Origin of the sequence: Burkholderia sp. Bp9143, assembly GCF_003853645.1 — a bacterium.
Lineage (GTDB): Bacteria > Pseudomonadota > Gammaproteobacteria > Burkholderiales > Burkholderiaceae > Burkholderia.
This window is the reverse complement of the sequence record NZ_QTPO01000007.1, coordinates 191,231-207,191: the sequence shown is the minus strand read 5'-3', so window position 1 is coordinate 207,191 and position 15,961 is coordinate 191,231. Positions and strand designations below refer to the sequence as shown.

The following is a 15,961-nucleotide window of genomic DNA, read 5'->3' as shown; positions in this document are numbered from 1 at the left end:
GGCTGTTAATTTTTAAAGAGCATTTCTGCGAGAAACTTCGTGCTTCCCAGCAGCGCTGCGTTTTCAGCAGCAGAGAAGCGGGATTATGAACCGCCTTTTTCAGTTCGTCAACAACTTTTTAACTACTTCGTTGCGACGGCTGGGGTTCAACTCCGTGTGCGCCGGGGCTCGACAACCTGCCCTCAACCGCACCGCTTCCCTTCTTCCTCCCGCGCCGCGTTTCCGTTAGCGCGAAAGAGGCGTGATTCTAAGCAGCTCCTCGCCATCGCGCAAGGGGTTTCTCGAAAAAATTCAGGGCCCGCACGCTGCCGCGTGCGGGCCCTGAATAGAATCAGTCGAATCGTCAGGCTACACGCACCTGGCGCGCGACGACCCCCATATAGTGATCGAGGTCCGGCGTCGCCTTGCCCGCTTCCTTCGCAGTATCGTCCCAGCGGCGCAAGCGCAGCGCATCTGCCGCGAACGGACGCTGCAGGAACGCCGCCGTCTCCTCTTCACTGAAAACGCCGCCCTGCAGCGCAAGGCTGCGCACCGAGTCCGGCGACAGGCTTTCGAAGTAGCCGGCGTCCGTCCGGCACAGGCAGCGCTTCGCGTCGACGTGCAGCCGGATCGGCTCCAGCACCGCGTCGGTAAACAGCGGCCGCAAGAACGGCAGCACGTAATACTGATGCAAATCGTCGATCCCACGCGCGCTCGGCGTCTCGCCCTGCCGATTCAGCAAATGCCCGAGGTCGTGCAAAAAGGCGGCCGCCACCAGCGCCTCGCCGGCGCCAGCCTCCTCAGCCAGCAAGCCGCTCTGCAACGCATGCTCCAGCTGCGTGACCGGTTCGCCGCTATAGGCCACATGGCCGTGCTCGCGATACAGCCCGTGAATCTCGTCTACCGTCAGTGCCATCCGCTCACTCCCAGGGCAGCGAAAACGTCTTCAGGTTCGTGAAGCTCTTCATCGCTTCCTGAACGCCTTCCTTATAGCCGAGCCCCGAATCCTTGATCCCGCCGAACGGCGACAGCTCGATCCGGTATCCGGGTACTTCCCAGACATTCACCGTCCCGACGTTCAGCTCGTTCACGAACCGCACGATCGCGGCCGTGCTGTCCGTACAGATACCCGACGACAACCCGAATGCCGTGCCGTTGCTGATCCGGATCGCGTCGTCGATCGTGTCGAACGTCATGACGGGCGAAACGGGGCCGAAGGTCTCCTCGCGCACGATCGTCATCGACGGATCGACGTTGTCGAGCACGGTCGGCGAATAGAGCGCACCGCGCCGCACGTTGCCGGTCAGCAGACGTGCGCCCTGCACGACCGCCTCGCCGACCCGCGCCTCGAACAGCCGCGCCGCAGCATCGTCGATCACCGTGCCCATTTCGTTCGCCGGATCGAACGGATCGCCGTACTTCCATGCACGCGTCTTCTCGACGAGCAACTCGGTGAACGCCGGCGCAATCGAGCGCTGTACCAGGATCCGCTTGACGGCCGTGCAGCGCTGCCCCGAATTCCGGTACGAACCGAGCACGGCCAGCGATGCCGCACGTTCCAGATCGGCGTCGTCGAGGACGATCAGCGGATCGTTGCCGCCTAGTTCCAGCACGATCCTCCGGTAGCCCGCCCGCGCGGCGATCGCCTTGCCAATCGACACGCCGCCCGTAAAGGTGATCAGCGAGGCATGCGGATGCGCGACGAGTTCGTCCGCGATTTCGCGCGGGTCGCCGGTCAGCACCTGCAGCATCGGCTCGGGCAAGCCGGCCTCGTAGAGCAGGTCCGCCAGATAGAACGCCGACAGCGGCACCTTCTCCGACGGCTTCACGATCACGCGGTTGTTGGTCGCGATCGCCGGCGCGATCTTGTGCGCGACCTGGTTCATCGGGTGATTGAACGGCGTGATTGCGACAATCACGCCATCGAGCGGCTGCCGCTGCGAGAACACGCGTCGCGCTTTGCCATGGGGCGTCAGGTCGCACGAGAAGCTCTGCGCGTCGTCGCGCAGCGCCTCGACCGACGCGAACTTCAGCACGTCGGCAACGCGGCCGATCTCGTAGCGCGAATCCTGTTTCGACAATCCCGATTCGAGCGTGATCAGGTCGGACGCTTCCTCGGTACGTTCGCGCAGCAGCGCGGCCGCGCGCTCGAGGATCTGCGAACGCTCGTAACGCGTGAGCGCCGGCCGGTACGCCATCGCGTAGTCGAACGCGGCACGCACGTCGTCGACGCTCGCCAGCGGCGCCGTGCCGACACGCGTGCCGGTGTACGGATCGGTGACGTCTAACACACGGTCGCGCGTCGCACGCATGCCGCACCAGCGCAGCGCCTCGGCGCGAAACGCGGGGTGATCCTGTCGGGGATGAGCCATCATGTCGCGACCCGGTTCAGCACGAAATCGAAAACGTCGAAGTTGCGCGGACGACGTGCAGGATCGTCCCGCTCGACCCGACGGTTGAACAGCAACGGCACTTCCTGCTCGGATACGCCGCCATGCGAACGCAGCGGCACGGTCAGGCCCGACAGGTCGTGTTCGCGCTCGCGCGTGCCGAGCGTCATGTCGCGCCGCGCAATCACGACGAGGTCGCCGATCCGGTCGGCCGGCAGCTCGAAGCGCGCGGCAGCTTCCGCGTTGTCGAGCACGAGCTCGACGCCGTCGAGTCCGCCGATGCGCCACATCGCTTCGGTCCGGTCGACGCCAGGGGCCAGGTAGACAGTCGCAAACGAGCCGAGCGCGCCGTGGTGCACGACGTACGGATCGGTGATCGGCAAGATCACGCGCGCGGCCTGCGCGCCGAACCAGCCGTCGAACGCGTCCTGCAGATAGATCACGTTCGGGCGGCCCGTTGCCGGATCGTGCTTCGCGTTCATCCCGTGGTCGGCCGTGAGTCCGATCGCCCAGCCGAACGCGTCGAGCTGCGCGAGATAGCCGTCCATCATTGCGTAGAACGCGTTCGCGCCGGCACTGCCCGGCTCGCACTTGTGCTGCACGTAGTCGGTGGTCGACAGGTACATCAGGTCGACCTGGCGCGTCTGCGCGAGCCGCACGCCGGCCGCGAACACGAATTCGGACAGCGCCGCGCTGTATACGTCGGGAGACGGCAAGCCGACCCAGTCGAGCACGTCGACGATCCCGTTTTCCGCGAGATTCGCCTGCGCGGCCTTCTCGCCGGAAAAACAGATGCCGTTCATCTGCCAGCCCAGCAACCGGCGCAGCTTGTCCTTCGCCGTGACGACGGCCACCCGTGCGCCGGCGTCGGACGCCGCCGCGAGCAGCGTGCCGGCCCGCAGGTAGGCCGGGTCGTTCATCATCACTTCGGCACCGCGACCGCCGTCGGCGGCCGGATCCCAGAAGTAGTTGCCGCAGATCCCGTGGACCGACGGCGGCACGCCGCAGACGATCGACAGGTTGTTCGGGTTGGTGAAGGTCGGCACGACGCAGTCGGCGCGCCACGCGGTGCCTTCCGCGATCATCCGTCCGATGAACGGCGCGACGCCCGCTTCCACCGCGTGCTCGAGATAGTCGTATTCGCAGCCGTCGACGCAGACGACGACGGTCGGCTCGACAGGCAGCCGGTAATGGCGGCCGTTCACGTCGACCGAACGTCCCGCGAGATCCGTCGATACCTTGCCGGCGGCCCGATGCTCGCCGGGCTGCCGCAATGCGAATGCGGCGTTCATGATGCGGCCCGCTTGCCGCGCGGCACCCGCGCGGCGATCAGCAGCAGCGCCGCGAGCGACGCGCCGAGCATCAGCAGCGACAGTGCCGATGCGGGCAGGTAGTAGCCGCGCTCCACCTGGCCGATCACGACGATCGGCACGGTCGCGAAACCCGGCGGGTAGACGGTCAGCGTCGCGCCGAGTTCGCCGAGCGACAGCGCGAAGCCGAGCGCGAGGCTCGCGCGCAGCGCCGGCACGAGCTGCGGCAGCAGCACGCGGCGCAGTACCATCGCGGGCGGCGCGCCGAGGCTCGCCGCGGCTTCGCGCAGCACGGTCAGTTCCGGGCGCAGCGCGGCGGCCGCGCAGCGATAGCAGAACGGCAAGATCAGCGCGAGCTGCACGAGCACGACGATCGCCGCGGAGCTCGACAGGTCGAGCGGCTTCTGGTGATACGCGATCAGCACCGCGAGACCGAGCACGACGCTCGGCACGCCGTTCGGCACCATCACGAGTGCGTCGACGACCGCGCCGAGGCCACGCCGGTCGCGCCCTTCGAGCGCGAGCGCGAGCCACAGCCCGAGGATCGTGCCGATCGCCGATACGCCGAAGCCGATTTCGAGGCTCGTCAGCAGCGCGTCGTATTCCGGCGACCCGAGCCGCTCGAACCAGCGCAGGCTGTAGCCGGCCGGCAGGATCGTGCCCGACCACTGCGTCGACACGCTCGACAGCGCGACGACGATGACCGGCAGCACGAACAGCCAGAAGCAGGCGAACGCGGCCAGTGCGAGCGCCGCGCGCGACGCATGCTTGAGCAACGTGTCGCCCCAGCCGATCTGGTGGCGCGGCACGGCTTGCCCGATACGGAATTCAGCGGACATCGTTCCCTCCCGTCGCACGCCGGTTCACCCGGCGATAAACCGCATAGAGCGCCAGCGACAGCGCGAGCATCACGACCGCGCCGGCCGACGCGGTCGGCAGGTCGAGGTCGACGGTCGCGCTGCTGTAGATCGCGACCGGCAGCGTCACGAGCCGCGCGCTGCCGAGCACGAGCAGGATGCCGAACTCGTTCAGCGTCAGCAGGAAGCACAGCACGGTGCCGGCGGCGATGCCCGGCCACGCGATCGGCAACACGACGCGGCGCGCGAGCATCCAGCCGGACGCGCCGAGGCTGCGCGCCGCTTCGATCAGGCGCAGGTCGAGCGTCGCGAACGACGCGAGCGTCGGCCGCACGACGAACGGCGTATAGAACACGGTCTGCGCGAGGATCACGCCGCCGATGCCGAACAGGAAATCGAGCGGCGGATTCTCGAGATGGAACAGGTGCTGCAGCGCGATGCTGATCGAGCCTTGCGAGCCGTACAGGAAGATCAGCGTGAACGCGACGAGGAACGACGGGAACGCGACGTACAGTTCCAGGAAGCGCGTGACGAGCGACGCGCCCGGGAACGGCTTGAAGAACAGCAGCGCGGCCAGCAGCACGCCGAGCACCGATGCGGTGCCGGCGCTCGCGAACAGCACGCCGACGGTCGTCAGCAGCACGTTGCGCGTATCGGGGTTGCCGAAGAACGTCCGGTACGCGGCGAAGCTCAGCCCGTGATCGCCGGACACGCTCAGCAGCACGAGCCGCACCAGCGGATAGACGACGAGCGGGCCCAGCACGACGATCGCGAGCGCGGCGAGGTGCAGGTCGCCCATGCGCTTGCGGCGCCGTGCGGCGGCGGCATGCGCGGCAGCCGACGCGAGCTCATGCGGCGGCAGGCCGGCTTCAGGGCTCGATAAGGACGACATCGTCTGCCTCGCAATGCAGGGAAACGCGCGCGCCGCGCTCGGGAGCCGCGCCGCGGCCGCGTTGCATCGTGACGCGCACGGGTTCATCGGGCGCCGCGTCGATCACGACCGCGATCGACAGGTCCGCGCCCTGCCATTCGACGGACGACACCGTGCCGTGCAGGCCGCCCGCCGCGAGCGGCATCACGGTCAGGCGCTCGGGGCGCACGCACGCGACCTTGCCCCGCACGTCGTGACGCGGGTCGCCGAGCGGGAAGATCACGTGCGGCGGCAGCAGGTTGGCCGGGCCGAGATAGCGCGCGACGTAGCCGTCCCGCGGCGCGTCGTACAGCTGCTGCGGCGTGCCGAGCTGCGCGATGTGGCCGTCGCGCATCAGCAGCGCGCGGTCGGACAGCACGAGCGCGTCGTCGCGGTCGTGCGTCACGCAGACGACGGTCAGGTTCGGCAGGCGCTCGTGCAGCGCCTTCAGCTCGCTGCGCACCGACGCGCGCAGGTTGGCGTCGAGCGCCGACAGCGGCTCGTCGAGCAGCAGCACGTCCGGCTCGATCACGAGCGCGCGGGCCAGCGCGACGCGCTGCTGCATCCCGCCCGACAACTGCGCGGGCAGGTGATGGCCTGCGTCGCCGAGCTGCACGAGCTTCAGCGCGTCGGCGACGCGGCGCGTCACTTCCGACGAGGCCATCCCGCGGGCGCGCAGCCCGAATGCGACGTTCTCGAACACCGACAGGTGCGGGAACAGCGCGTAATTCTGGAACAACAGACCGAGATTGCGCTTGTGCGGCGGCGCATAGGTCAGGTCGCGTCCGGCCACGGTCAGCGTGCCGGTCAGGCCGTCGGCCTTCACGAACCCGGCGATGAAGCGCAGCAGCGTGGTCTTGCCGCAGCCGCTCTTGCCGAGCACGGTGAGAAATTCACCGGCGCCGATCGACAGCGACAGATCTTCCAGCACCGTGCGCGCGCCGTAGCGCACGCTCAGGTGTTCGATCTGCACGCCGCCCGGCGCGCCGGACCGCAGCGTCGCTTGCGGTTCGGCGGCGCCGAATGCGCCGGGATGGGTCAGGGTGGTTTCCACCGGGTTCATCCTCTTGCTCACTAATACAGGTGGCGTGCGCCGATCACTTCGGCTTGACGACGTCGACCTGCTTGCCCGAGCTGCCGATCACGTCCTTCTTCCAGCGCTCGATCCACACCGGCTTCTTCGCCATGACCTGGGTCCAGTCGACCGGAATCAGCTTCACGCCCGCGATCGCCTTCTTGACCGCTTCGCCGTTCTTGCCGGCCAGCGGCACGTCCGTGCGGCCCGGGATGCCGTACATGTCCGGCACCTTCGACTGCACGTCCGTCGACATCAGGTAGTCGATCAGCTTCTTGCCGGCGTCCTGGTTCGGGCCGCTCTTGATCAGGCCGATGCCGTACGGCAGCTGGAACGTGGTCGGCTGGTCGCCGTCCTTCGCGGCCAGGAAGATCGGCTTGACGGACAGCGCGCCGTGCTCGGCGTCGTCGAGGTCCATCTGCAGGTCGCCGTTCGCGACGCTGATCTCGTTACGCGACAGCAGCACGTTCAGGTAGCCCGTGCCCTTCGTGTGGAACTTCACGCTCTGCGACAGCTTCGCGAGGTAGTCGAACGCCTTGTCCTCGCCCATCAGCGACGTCGTCAGGATCAGCACGGCCATCCCGTCGCCGGCGGTCGCCGGGTTCGAGTACGCGACCTTGCCCGCGTAGGCCGGCGACAGCAGGTCGGTGAACGTCTTCGGCTGGTTCTTCACGACGTCCGGGTTGATCGCGAACGAGAAGTAGTTGTTCACGAACGTCGCCCACGTGCCGTCTTCCGCCTTCGCGATCGCCGGCACGTTCTTGTAGTTCACGCTCTGGTACGGCTGCAGCAGGCCCATCTGGCCGGCTTGCTGGATGAACGGCGGCAGCGTGACGATCACGTCCGCCTTCGGCGAATTCTTTTCGATGTTCGCGCGGTTGACGACCTCGCCGCTGCCCGCCGTCACGATGTTGACCTTGACGCCTTCCTTCTTCTCGAATGCCGGCAGCACATCGCGATAGAGGTTCTCGAGACCGTCCGCCGTGTACAGCACCACCGCGTTCGCCGCATGCACGGGCATCGCGGCGCCTTGCAGCAGACCGGCGGCGCAGACGGCCAGCGCGAGCTTGCGGAACGCGCCGGCAGCGGCGCGCGAGGAATTCTGCAGTGTCATCTCACTTCTCCGTAGGCGGAACACCAAGCGGCCGGGGCACGATCCGGCTCCTGTTAGTCGGACAGACCGACAACCGGCCTGCCTCGCTGCCGCGCTGCAGGTGGTTTCGCGCGGCAACCGAAGGATCACAGCGTTCGATGACAACGCCGTGACGCGTGCCACAATTTCCAAAAAATGACACATTTTGCCAATATCGTGCAAGTCATTCAGAAATGCCGCCCCGGCGTTTCATCCGATCTTTGCTGGAGAAAAGCCATGTCCGACCCGATCCTGCTCACACCCGGCCCGCTCACCACGTCCGCCACAACACGCCACGCAATGCAACATGACTGGGGCTCGTGGGACGCCGCTTTCAATCAGTTGACGGCCCGTGTCTGCGCGGATCTCGTCGCGATCGCGCGCGGCGGCGACGAATACGTGTGCGTGCCGATGCAAGGCAGCGGCACGTTTTCGGTCGAGGCCGCGCTCGGCACGCTGGTGCCGCGCGACGGCGTCGTGCTGGTGCCGGACAACGGCGCGTATTGCGCGCGCATCCTGAAGATCCTCGGGCGGCTCGGCATCGAGGCGATCGCGCTGCCATTCGGCGAGGACGCAGCGGTCGACCCTGCCGCGGTCGAAGCCGCGTTCGCGCGCGAGCCGCGCATCACGCATGTCGCGCTGGTGCACCTGGAAACGAGCGCCGGCATCCTGAATCCGCTCGACGCGATCGCGGCCGTGTGCCGGCGGCACGGCAAGCGGCTGATCGTCGACGCGATGAGTTCGTTCGGCGCCCTGCCGATCGCGCTGGCGGACAGCGGGATCGACGCGCTGATCTCGGCGAGCGGCAAATGCCTGGAGGGCGTGCCGGGGATGGGGTTCGCGATCGTGCGGCGCGCCGCGCTCGACGCGAGCGAAGGCATTTCGCCGTCGCTCGCGCTCGACCTGCACGATCAGGACGCGTACCTGCGCAAGACGGGCCAGTGGCGCTTCACGCCGCCGACCCACGTGATCGCGGCACTGCGCGCCGCGCTCGACCAGTACCTGGCCGAAGGCGGCCAGCCTGCGCGCGGTGCGCGCTATGCGGAGAACTGCCGGACGCTGGTCGAATCGATGCGCGCGCTCGGCTTCACGCCGTTCCTCGACGCCAGCGTGCAGGCGCCCGTGATCGTCACGTTCCATGCGCCCGACCATCCGGCCTACGATTTCCGCCGCTTCTACGACGCGGTGCGCGACGCGGGCTTCATCCTGTATCCGGGCAAGCTGACGCAACTCGAGACGTTCCGCGTCGGCTGCATCGGCGCGATCGATGCCGGCGACATCCGGCGTGCGGTCGCGGCGATCGCGCAGGCGGTCGAATCGCTCGGGATTGCCGTGCAGCGCGCGTGAGCGCTGACGCATGAACCGGCGCCGCAATCGGGGACAAAAACAAAAAAGCCCAGCGACCCAAGGTCGCCGGGCGAACGCACCGAGAGTGCGTGGAGCCGGTACTTACAGCTCGATCCGCTTGATGTCGCCGACGACGAAGATGTACGACAGCGCACCGATCAGCGCGATCACGCCGATGAACACGAGCGCGCCGACGAACGACCCGGTCGATGCGACGATGAAGCCGACGACCAGCGGCGTGACGATGCCTGCGAGGTTCGCCGCGAAGTTGAAGATGCCGCCCGTCACGCCGAGCAGGCCGTCCGGCGCGATGTCGGACACGAGCGTCCAGCCGAGCGCGGCCATCCCCTGCGCGAAGAACGCCACCGACATGATCGCGATCACGGCTTCGTTGCTCTTCACGTAGTTCGCGAGAATGATCGTCGACGCGAGCAGCAGGCCCGCGATGATCGGCAGCTTGCGCGCGAGGTTCGCGGACTTGCCGCGACGCAGCAGCCAGTCGGAGAAGATCCCGCCGAACATCACGCCGACCGACGCGGCGATGAACGGCATCACCGCGAAGAAGCCGATCTTCAGCCAGCCCATGTGGCGCTCGGTCGCGAGATAGGTCGGGAACCAGGTCAGGAAGAATACGAGCGTCGAGTTGCCGGCGAACTGGCCGAGGCAGATACCCGCGAGCTGGCGCTTCTTCAGCAGCTGACCGGCCATCGACCAGCTGAACTTGGCCTGCGCGGGCTTGCCGCCCTTGTCGCCATCCTTGCGCGCACCGTGCACGAGACCGCCGCCCGCTTCGATGTACGCGAGTTCTTCGGAGTTTGCTGCCGGATGGTTGCGCGGCTCGTGATAGAACTTCCACCAGACGAAGCCGAACACGATGCCGACCGCGCCGACCACCCAGAACAGCGACCGCCAGCCGAATGCACCCATCAGCGCGAACAGCACGGGGCTGAAGAACGCCAGACCGATGTACTCGCCGACGGTATAGGTGCCGGTCGCCATCGCCCGTTCGTTCTGCGGGAACCACGTCGCGACGACGCGGCTGTTGGTCGGGAAGCACGGCGCCTCCGCGACGCCGAGGCCGAGCCGGCACGCGAGCAGCGTCCCGACGCCGGGCACGAAGCCCTGCAGCAACGTGCACAGCGACCACAGCGTCATCGACCAGTAATAGGTGATCTTGCTGCCGAAGCGGTCGAGAAACAAGCCGCCCGGCACCTGCATCGCGACGTACGTCCACGAAAACGCGGAGAACATGATGCCCATCACGGCCGCGTTGATGCCGAGCTCCTTGGTGAGCTGCGGCGCAGCCACCCCCAGCACGGTACGGTCGAGATAGTTGATCATCGTGCCGATCGCGAGCAGCGCGAGAATCTTGTAGCGCGCCGATGTCCGCCGGACCGTGCCGGCCGCCTGCGCGGGCGCGGCGTTCGTGTGGGTGGTGTGCTGCATGGTCGTCTCCTGGTCTCTCTTTACAGCTAGTAAGTCGAAGGGTCAGCGCGCGACGAGCGACTGAAAGTGTTCGAACATCCGCTCGTCGTCCGGCGTACGTCCGGTGAAGATCTCGAATGCATCGACGGCCTGGTACACGGCCATCCCGCCGCCCGGCAGCGTCGCGCAACCGGCCGCGCGCGCCGCGCGGATCAGTTCGGTTTCGAGCGGGAAATACACGATGTCGGCCACCCAGATCCCCGCATGGAGCAGTTCGGCCGGCAGCGGCAGGCCCGGATGCTTGGCCATGCCGGTCGGCGTGGCATGGATCAGGCCCGTCGCGGCGTGCATCGCGGCCGCGAGATCGCTACCCGGCGTGACCCGCGCGGCCGGGAAGCGCTGCTGCAGATCGCCTGCGAGCGCGGCGGCACGCGTGCCGTCGACGTCGAAGATCGTCAGTTCGGCGGCGCCCATCTGCAGCGCCGCATGCGCGACGGCCGCACCCGCGCCGCCCGCGCCGAGCTGGACGACACGCTCGAGTGACGCATCGGGCAGCCCGCGGCGGAACGACTTCGCGAAACCCGACCAGTCGGTGTTGTGGCCGATCCGCTTGCCGTCCTTGAACAGCACGGTGTTCACCGCGCCCAGCGCGCGCGCGTCGTCCGACAGCGCGTCGAGGTGCTCGATCACGCGCTGCTTGCACGGATGCGTGATGTTGAGCCCGTTGTAGCCCATCCGCTGCGCGGCATCGAGCAGTTGCGGCAGCGCGTCGACGGTCAGGCCGAGCGCGTCGAGATCGATGCGCCGGTACACGTAGCCGAATCCCTGGCGGAATCCTTCTTCCTCATGCATCGCGGGCGACAGCGAACCGCCGATGCCCTGGCCGATCAGGCCGATCAGAAAAGACGGGCGGCTCATCGTGCGGCTCCCTGGGCAAAAAGGGTCGACAGGCGCTGCAGCGCGAATACGTAGCCTTCGGTGCCGCAGCCGCAGATCACGGCTTCGGCTACCGCCGACACGTACGAGTGGTGACGGAATGCCTCGCGGCGGTGCACGTTGGAGATATGCACCTCGATCACGGGTTTCGCGATCGCGGACAGCGCGTCGGCCAGCGCGACCGACGTATGCGTATAGGCAGCCGGGTTGATCACGATGCCGTGCGTGTCGTGACGCGCGGCATGCAGCCAGTCGATCAGCTGGTGCTCGGCGTTCGACTGGCGGAAGTCGATCTCCAGCCCGAGCCCGTCGGCCGCCGTGCGGCAACGCTGCTCGAGGTCGGCGAGGGTCTCCGCGCCGTAGATATGGGGCTCGCGGGTCCCCAGCAGATTCAGGTTCGGGCCGTTCAGCACCAGTACCTTGTGCTTGCTCATGTCGGTTTTGCTCCAGAAACGGGGGCGAATCGCTAGCCGACTTCGGCCCCTGACGTCAAGAATTGGCGCTAGTGTGCGCTTGCGCAAGCGCAATGTCTTTTCGGGTTTTCGCTAATTTGTACCATCTAGTTAGTTTGTATAATTCATCTCACTCCCCTAGTAAATTCGGGATATGGCGTTCGTCGTGAATTCAACGACTGGTTCATTCCAGCCCGATTCGGCCGACGCCACACCCCGCTCATCCGCAGGATTCGCCCATGCAGCGCTCGATCGCCACCGTGTCACTGTCCGGCACCCTCGCCGAGAAGCTCACCGCCATCCAGGCCGCCGGCTTCGACGGTGTCGAAATCTTCGAGAACGACCTCGTCTACTTCGACGGATCGCCCGCCGACGTGCGGCGCATGGCCGCCGATCTCGGCCTCGACATCGTGCTGTTCCAGCCGTTTCGCGACTTCGAGGGCGTGAGCCCGGCCCAGCTCGCCCGCAATCTCGACCGCATCCGCCGCAAGTTCGACGTGATGCACGCGCTCGGCACCGACCGCATCCTGGTGTGCAGCAACGTGTCGCCCGATACGATCGCGGACGACGCGCTGCTGGTCGACCAGCTCGGCGCGCTCGCCGAAGCCGCGCGGCAGGCCGGCGTGGTCGCCGCGTACGAGGCGCTCGCGTGGGGCCGCGTCGTGAACCGGTACAGCCATGCGTGGCAGCTCGTGAACGCGGTGAACAGCCCGCATCTCGGCCTCGCGCTCGACAGCTTCCATACGCTGTCGCTCGACGATTCGCCGGACGCGATCGCCGACATCCCGGGCGACCGGATCGCGTTCGTGCAGATCGCGGATGCGCCGAAGCTCGCGATGGACGTGCTCGAATGGAGCCGCCACTACCGCTCGTTCCCCGGCCAGGGCGACTTCGACCTCGCGCGCTTCACGGCTCGCGTGATCGAGTCCGGTTATACGGGGCCGCTGTCGCTCGAGATCTTCAACGACGGCTTCCGCGCCGCGCCGACCGCGATCACGGCCGCCGACGGCCACCGCTCGCTGCTCTATCTGGAAGAATTGACGCGCGCGCGGCTCGCGCAGGACGGCCGCACACCGGCCGCTGACCAGCCGCTGTTCGCGCCGCCGGCGCCGCCGGCGCACGTCGGGTTCCAGTTCATCGAATTCGCGGTCGACGCGCAGGCGGCGGCCACCGTCGGCGAATGGCTCGGCCGGATGCGGTTCCGGCTCGCGGGCCGCCATCGGTCGAAGGACGTGACGCTGTTCCAGCACGGCGCCGCATCGATCGTGCTGAACGCCGAGCGAGATTCGTTCGCCGACGCGTTCTTCCAGCAGCACGGGTTGTCGCTGTGTGCGTCGGCGTTCCGCGTCGACGATGCGAAAGTGGCGGTCGAACGCGCGGCCGGCTTCGGCTACGCGCCGTTTTCCGGGCGCGTCGGCCCGAACGAGCGCGTGCTGCCGAGCGTGCAGGCGCCGGACGGCAGCCTCGAATACTTCGTCGACGAGGCGCCGAACGCGCCGACCCTGTATGAATCGGATTTCGTGCTGACCGACATCGACGGCCCGAGCGAGGTCGGCCCGCTGACGGGCATCGACCACGTCTGCCTCGCGCTGCCGGCCGACGCGCTCGATACGTGGATCCTGTTCTTCAAGACCGCCTTCGGCTTCGAGGCCGAGCGCAGCTGGCTCGTGCCCGATCCGTACGGACTGATGCGCAGCCGTGCGGTGCGCAGCGCGGACGGCTCGGTGCGGATCGCGCTGAATGCGTCGGTCGACCGCCATACAGCCGTCGCCGAATCGCTCGACCGCTATCACGGCACGGGACTGAACCACGTCGCGTTCCGGACCGACGACATCGTGAAGACGGTTGCCGCGTTCGCGGCCGACGGCGTGCCGTTCCTGCGGATCCCGCCGAACTACTACGACGATCTCGCCGCGCGCTACGCGCTGCCGGACGAGCTGATCGACACGCTCAGCGCGCACCATCTGCTGTACGACCGCGACGAAAACGGCGGCGAATTCCTGCACGCGTATACAGAACTGGTCGACAACCGCTTCTCGCTCGAAATCGTCGAGCGGCGCGGTGGCTACGACGGCTATGGCGCGACCAACGCGGCCGTGCGGCTCGCGGCGCAGGCCCAGCGCAGGAAATAAGGGCGCAACGGAGTTTCGTTTCGGGGTCGGATTGAATGGGGAAACCGCACCGACCCCACGGCGCCCGCCGCGCGGACGCACCATCGTGGCGAATGTCGCGGCGGTGCCCCGTCCGGCAAGGCTGACCGCTCGCGACCCGAAACGGCCGCCCGGCGGGGGTTACATCCGGTAATGCTTGCCGCACTGCATCATCCGCGCGGCCCCCGCGGTTTTAAGAATCGCTTAAGTCTTCGACGGCACCATCCGCAACCAGTAACCCGACGGATATCCCGAAAAGGAGGACAGCGATGAGCGCCGTAGATGCACCCGCGGGCCGCCCGGCCGCCCCCCCAGTGAAAAAGACGATGCTGCGCCGTTTGCTCAGCCATCATGAAATCGCGACGCTGCTCGTGCTGCTGCACGCACCGATCGGCGCGAATGCCAAACCCGAATTGCCCGCACTGCAGGAAGCCGGCCTCGTCGAGATGGTCAAGCTCGACGCCGACACGGCACCGAGCTTCCGGCTGACCGAAGACGGCACGGCCGTCCTGAAAGGGCTCGGCTACCGCTGAGCCGACGCTTTCCCGTTTCCCGCTCCCGTACCACCCCGATCCTCCCGACCCGCCGGCCCGGCCGGCGCGTCATGTCACCCTGCCCGGTCCTGCAGCATCAGCCGGTACTCCGTCGGCGTCACGCCGACCGTCGCCTTGAACTGGCGCGTAAACGCGCTGTGATCCGTATAACCGCATAGCGCCGCGACGTCCGTCACCTTGTCGTGTGTGACGAGCAGCGCCGTGGCCGCGTCGAGCCGCGTTTTCAGCAGCACCTGGCGCGGCGTCAGGTGAAACACCTTGTGGAAGTAGCGTTCGAGCTGCGCGACCGACATCCCGGCCATCTGCGCGAGCTGCTTCAGGTTCAGCGGCTGCACGTAGTGATCCTGGATGTGCTGCACCACGTCGGCGAGCTTGCTGTAGGCCGGATGCGAACCCTCGTGCGCCTTCAGGTCGCGCGAGATGCCCGCGAGGCCGACCACCTTGCCGGCCGCGTCGCGCAGCGGCTCCTTGCAGGTCAGGCACCAGCCCGGCTGACGGCCCGGATACAGATGCAGTTCGAGCTGGTCCATCAACTGCTGGCCGGCGGTGATCGTCGCCATGTCCTGCTCGAAATAGGTCCGGCCGAAGCGGCGTGGAAACACTTCGTCGGTCGTCTTGCCGAGCAGGTCGCGCTTGTCCTTGTAGCCGCAGCGCATCGCCAGCGTGCGGTTGACGAGCGCGTAGCGGCCGTTTGCATCCTTCACGAAGAACGCGACGTCGGGCAGCGCGTCGAACACCGGCTCGAGCAGGCGGAAGTGCGCGAGCATCGCGCCGAGATCGGCGTTGTCGGGCTGGTAGCGCAACGTATCGGACAGGCTCATGGGCGGTGCGGCAAGAAAGGTCGTCATCCCGGCATCTGCGAAGGGGTGGCTGATGGCGTCGATTATAGGAGCGCCGTCTCGAACGCGTCGCGGAGATCGCGGGCCAGCGATCGGGCGGACCGGCGAACGGTGGTGCGCGCAACGCGCCGCCGATCGGCGACGATCGGGCGATCGCATGCATTGGCAAGCACGTCATGCACCGTGCAGTTGTGTGCGCAACCACTGCATCGCACGCGTGTCCGGAGGACACGATTTCGCACCGGCCCGTTGCCTGGCGTCGCTCACGGTCGGCGACATCGGCTCAACCCACCGGCGCCGAGACTACGCGCGCCCGAACCCGCCATCCTAGAAATGCCGGCGTGTCGCGTCTTGGCGCGTTTGCGCACTCGCCATGACGATTTCAGCATATATCAGGGTTATCGACGATATGCCGAAATCGTCGCCGGCCACGCACCGAACGCGCAAGACGCGCGCATTTTCGCTACCTAGACTTCGATCAACGGTTACGAGACGACATCCCGCCGCCGCCGCGCACGCCGATTCCGGCACAACCCGCGCAGCACACGGCACACCCCGCACGGCTTTCGGAAAGGCCTGCAACCCGATACGTCTCGCCCGGTTTA

Annotated in this window: 14 protein-coding genes; 3 read left to right on the top strand and 11 right to left on the bottom strand. The window is 67.2% G+C overall.

Translation table 11 applies throughout. From position 1 onward, the window contains the following. Positions 1 to 343 precede the first annotated feature (343 nt). The 7 genes from DIE23_RS07645 to phnS are packed head-to-tail and all read right to left on the bottom strand — an operon-like array spanning position 344 to position 7,635. The gene (locus tag DIE23_RS07645; RefSeq protein WP_124611547.1) at positions 344 to 895 is read right to left on the bottom strand and encodes a phosphonate degradation HD-domain oxygenase; all 552 of its coding nucleotides are present in this window, start codon (positions 893 to 895) and stop codon (positions 344 to 346) included. Positions 896 to 899: 4 nt separating this feature from the next. Beyond that, on the bottom strand, positions 900 to 2,354 hold the full coding sequence (gene phnY / locus DIE23_RS07640) for a phosphonoacetaldehyde dehydrogenase (protein ID WP_124611546.1): 1,455 nt from the start codon (positions 2,352 to 2,354) through the stop codon (positions 900 to 902). Next, on the bottom strand, positions 2,351 to 3,661 hold the full coding sequence (gene phnA, locus DIE23_RS07635; RefSeq protein WP_124611545.1) for a phosphonoacetate hydrolase: 1,311 nt from the start codon (positions 3,659 to 3,661) through the stop codon (positions 2,351 to 2,353). The genes phnY and phnA overlap by 4 nt, the downstream gene beginning before the upstream one ends. After that, positions 3,658 to 4,518: a 2-aminoethylphosphonate ABC transport system, membrane component PhnV gene (gene phnV, locus DIE23_RS07630; protein WP_124611544.1), complete on the bottom strand. Its 861-nt coding sequence runs from the start codon at positions 4,516 to 4,518 to the stop codon at positions 3,658 to 3,660. Before phnV ends, phnA begins: the two co-directional genes overlap by 4 nt. Beyond that, positions 4,508 to 5,428, bottom strand: a complete 921-nt coding sequence (locus DIE23_RS07625; RefSeq protein WP_124611543.1) for a 2-aminoethylphosphonate ABC transporter permease subunit — start codon at positions 5,426 to 5,428, stop codon at positions 4,508 to 4,510. The genes phnV and DIE23_RS07625 overlap by 11 nt, the downstream gene beginning before the upstream one ends. Next, positions 5,406 to 6,509, bottom strand: a complete 1,104-nt coding sequence (gene phnT / locus DIE23_RS07620; protein WP_124611542.1) for a 2-aminoethylphosphonate ABC transport system ATP-binding subunit PhnT — start codon at positions 6,507 to 6,509, stop codon at positions 5,406 to 5,408. The genes DIE23_RS07625 and phnT overlap by 23 nt, the downstream gene beginning before the upstream one ends. Before the next feature lie 34 nt (positions 6,510 to 6,543). After that, the gene (phnS, locus tag DIE23_RS07615) at positions 6,544 to 7,635 is read right to left on the bottom strand and encodes a 2-aminoethylphosphonate ABC transporter substrate-binding protein (RefSeq protein ID WP_124611541.1); all 1,092 of its coding nucleotides are present in this window, start codon (positions 7,633 to 7,635) and stop codon (positions 6,544 to 6,546) included. Between the two features lie 255 nt (positions 7,636 to 7,890). Between phnS and DIE23_RS07605 the strand changes: the two genes are divergently transcribed. After that, positions 7,891 to 9,000, top strand: a complete 1,110-nt coding sequence (locus DIE23_RS07605; RefSeq protein WP_124611539.1) for a 2-aminoethylphosphonate--pyruvate transaminase — start codon at positions 7,891 to 7,893, stop codon at positions 8,998 to 9,000. Between the two features lie 102 nt (positions 9,001 to 9,102). Here the strand turns inward: DIE23_RS07605 and DIE23_RS07600 are convergent, their stop codons facing one another. The 3 genes from DIE23_RS07600 to aroQ are packed head-to-tail and all read right to left on the bottom strand — an operon-like array spanning position 9,103 to position 11,795. Beyond that, the gene (locus tag DIE23_RS07600) at positions 9,103 to 10,446 is read right to left on the bottom strand and encodes an MFS transporter (RefSeq protein ID WP_124611538.1); all 1,344 of its coding nucleotides are present in this window, start codon (positions 10,444 to 10,446) and stop codon (positions 9,103 to 9,105) included. Positions 10,447 to 10,488: 42 nt separating this feature from the next. Beyond that, complete coding sequence (locus tag DIE23_RS07595) at positions 10,489 to 11,343, bottom strand: shikimate dehydrogenase (protein ID WP_124611537.1); 855 nt, start codon at positions 11,341 to 11,343, stop codon at positions 10,489 to 10,491. After that, positions 11,340 to 11,795: a type II 3-dehydroquinate dehydratase gene (aroQ, locus tag DIE23_RS07590; RefSeq protein WP_006756352.1), complete on the bottom strand. Its 456-nt coding sequence runs from the start codon at positions 11,793 to 11,795 to the stop codon at positions 11,340 to 11,342. Before aroQ ends, DIE23_RS07595 begins: the two co-directional genes overlap by 4 nt. A gap of 257 nt (positions 11,796 to 12,052) precedes the next feature. On the opposite strand from aroQ, the gene DIE23_RS07585 reads away from it, so the two are divergent. Then, positions 12,053 to 13,945: a bifunctional sugar phosphate isomerase/epimerase/4-hydroxyphenylpyruvate dioxygenase family protein gene (locus tag DIE23_RS07585; RefSeq protein WP_124611536.1), complete on the top strand. Its 1,893-nt coding sequence runs from the start codon at positions 12,053 to 12,055 to the stop codon at positions 13,943 to 13,945. A gap of 287 nt (positions 13,946 to 14,232) precedes the next feature. Continuing rightward, entirely contained in the window at positions 14,233 to 14,496 is a 264-nt protein-coding gene (locus DIE23_RS07580) for a hypothetical protein (protein WP_059467159.1), read from the top strand. A 74-nt stretch (positions 14,497 to 14,570) separates the two neighbouring features. Here DIE23_RS07580 and DIE23_RS07575 read toward each other — a convergent pair whose 3' ends face one another. Continuing rightward, entirely contained in the window at positions 14,571 to 15,365 is a 795-nt protein-coding gene (locus DIE23_RS07575; RefSeq protein WP_124611535.1) for an AraC family transcriptional regulator, read from the bottom strand. Positions 15,366 to 15,961: the final 596 nt, after the last annotated feature.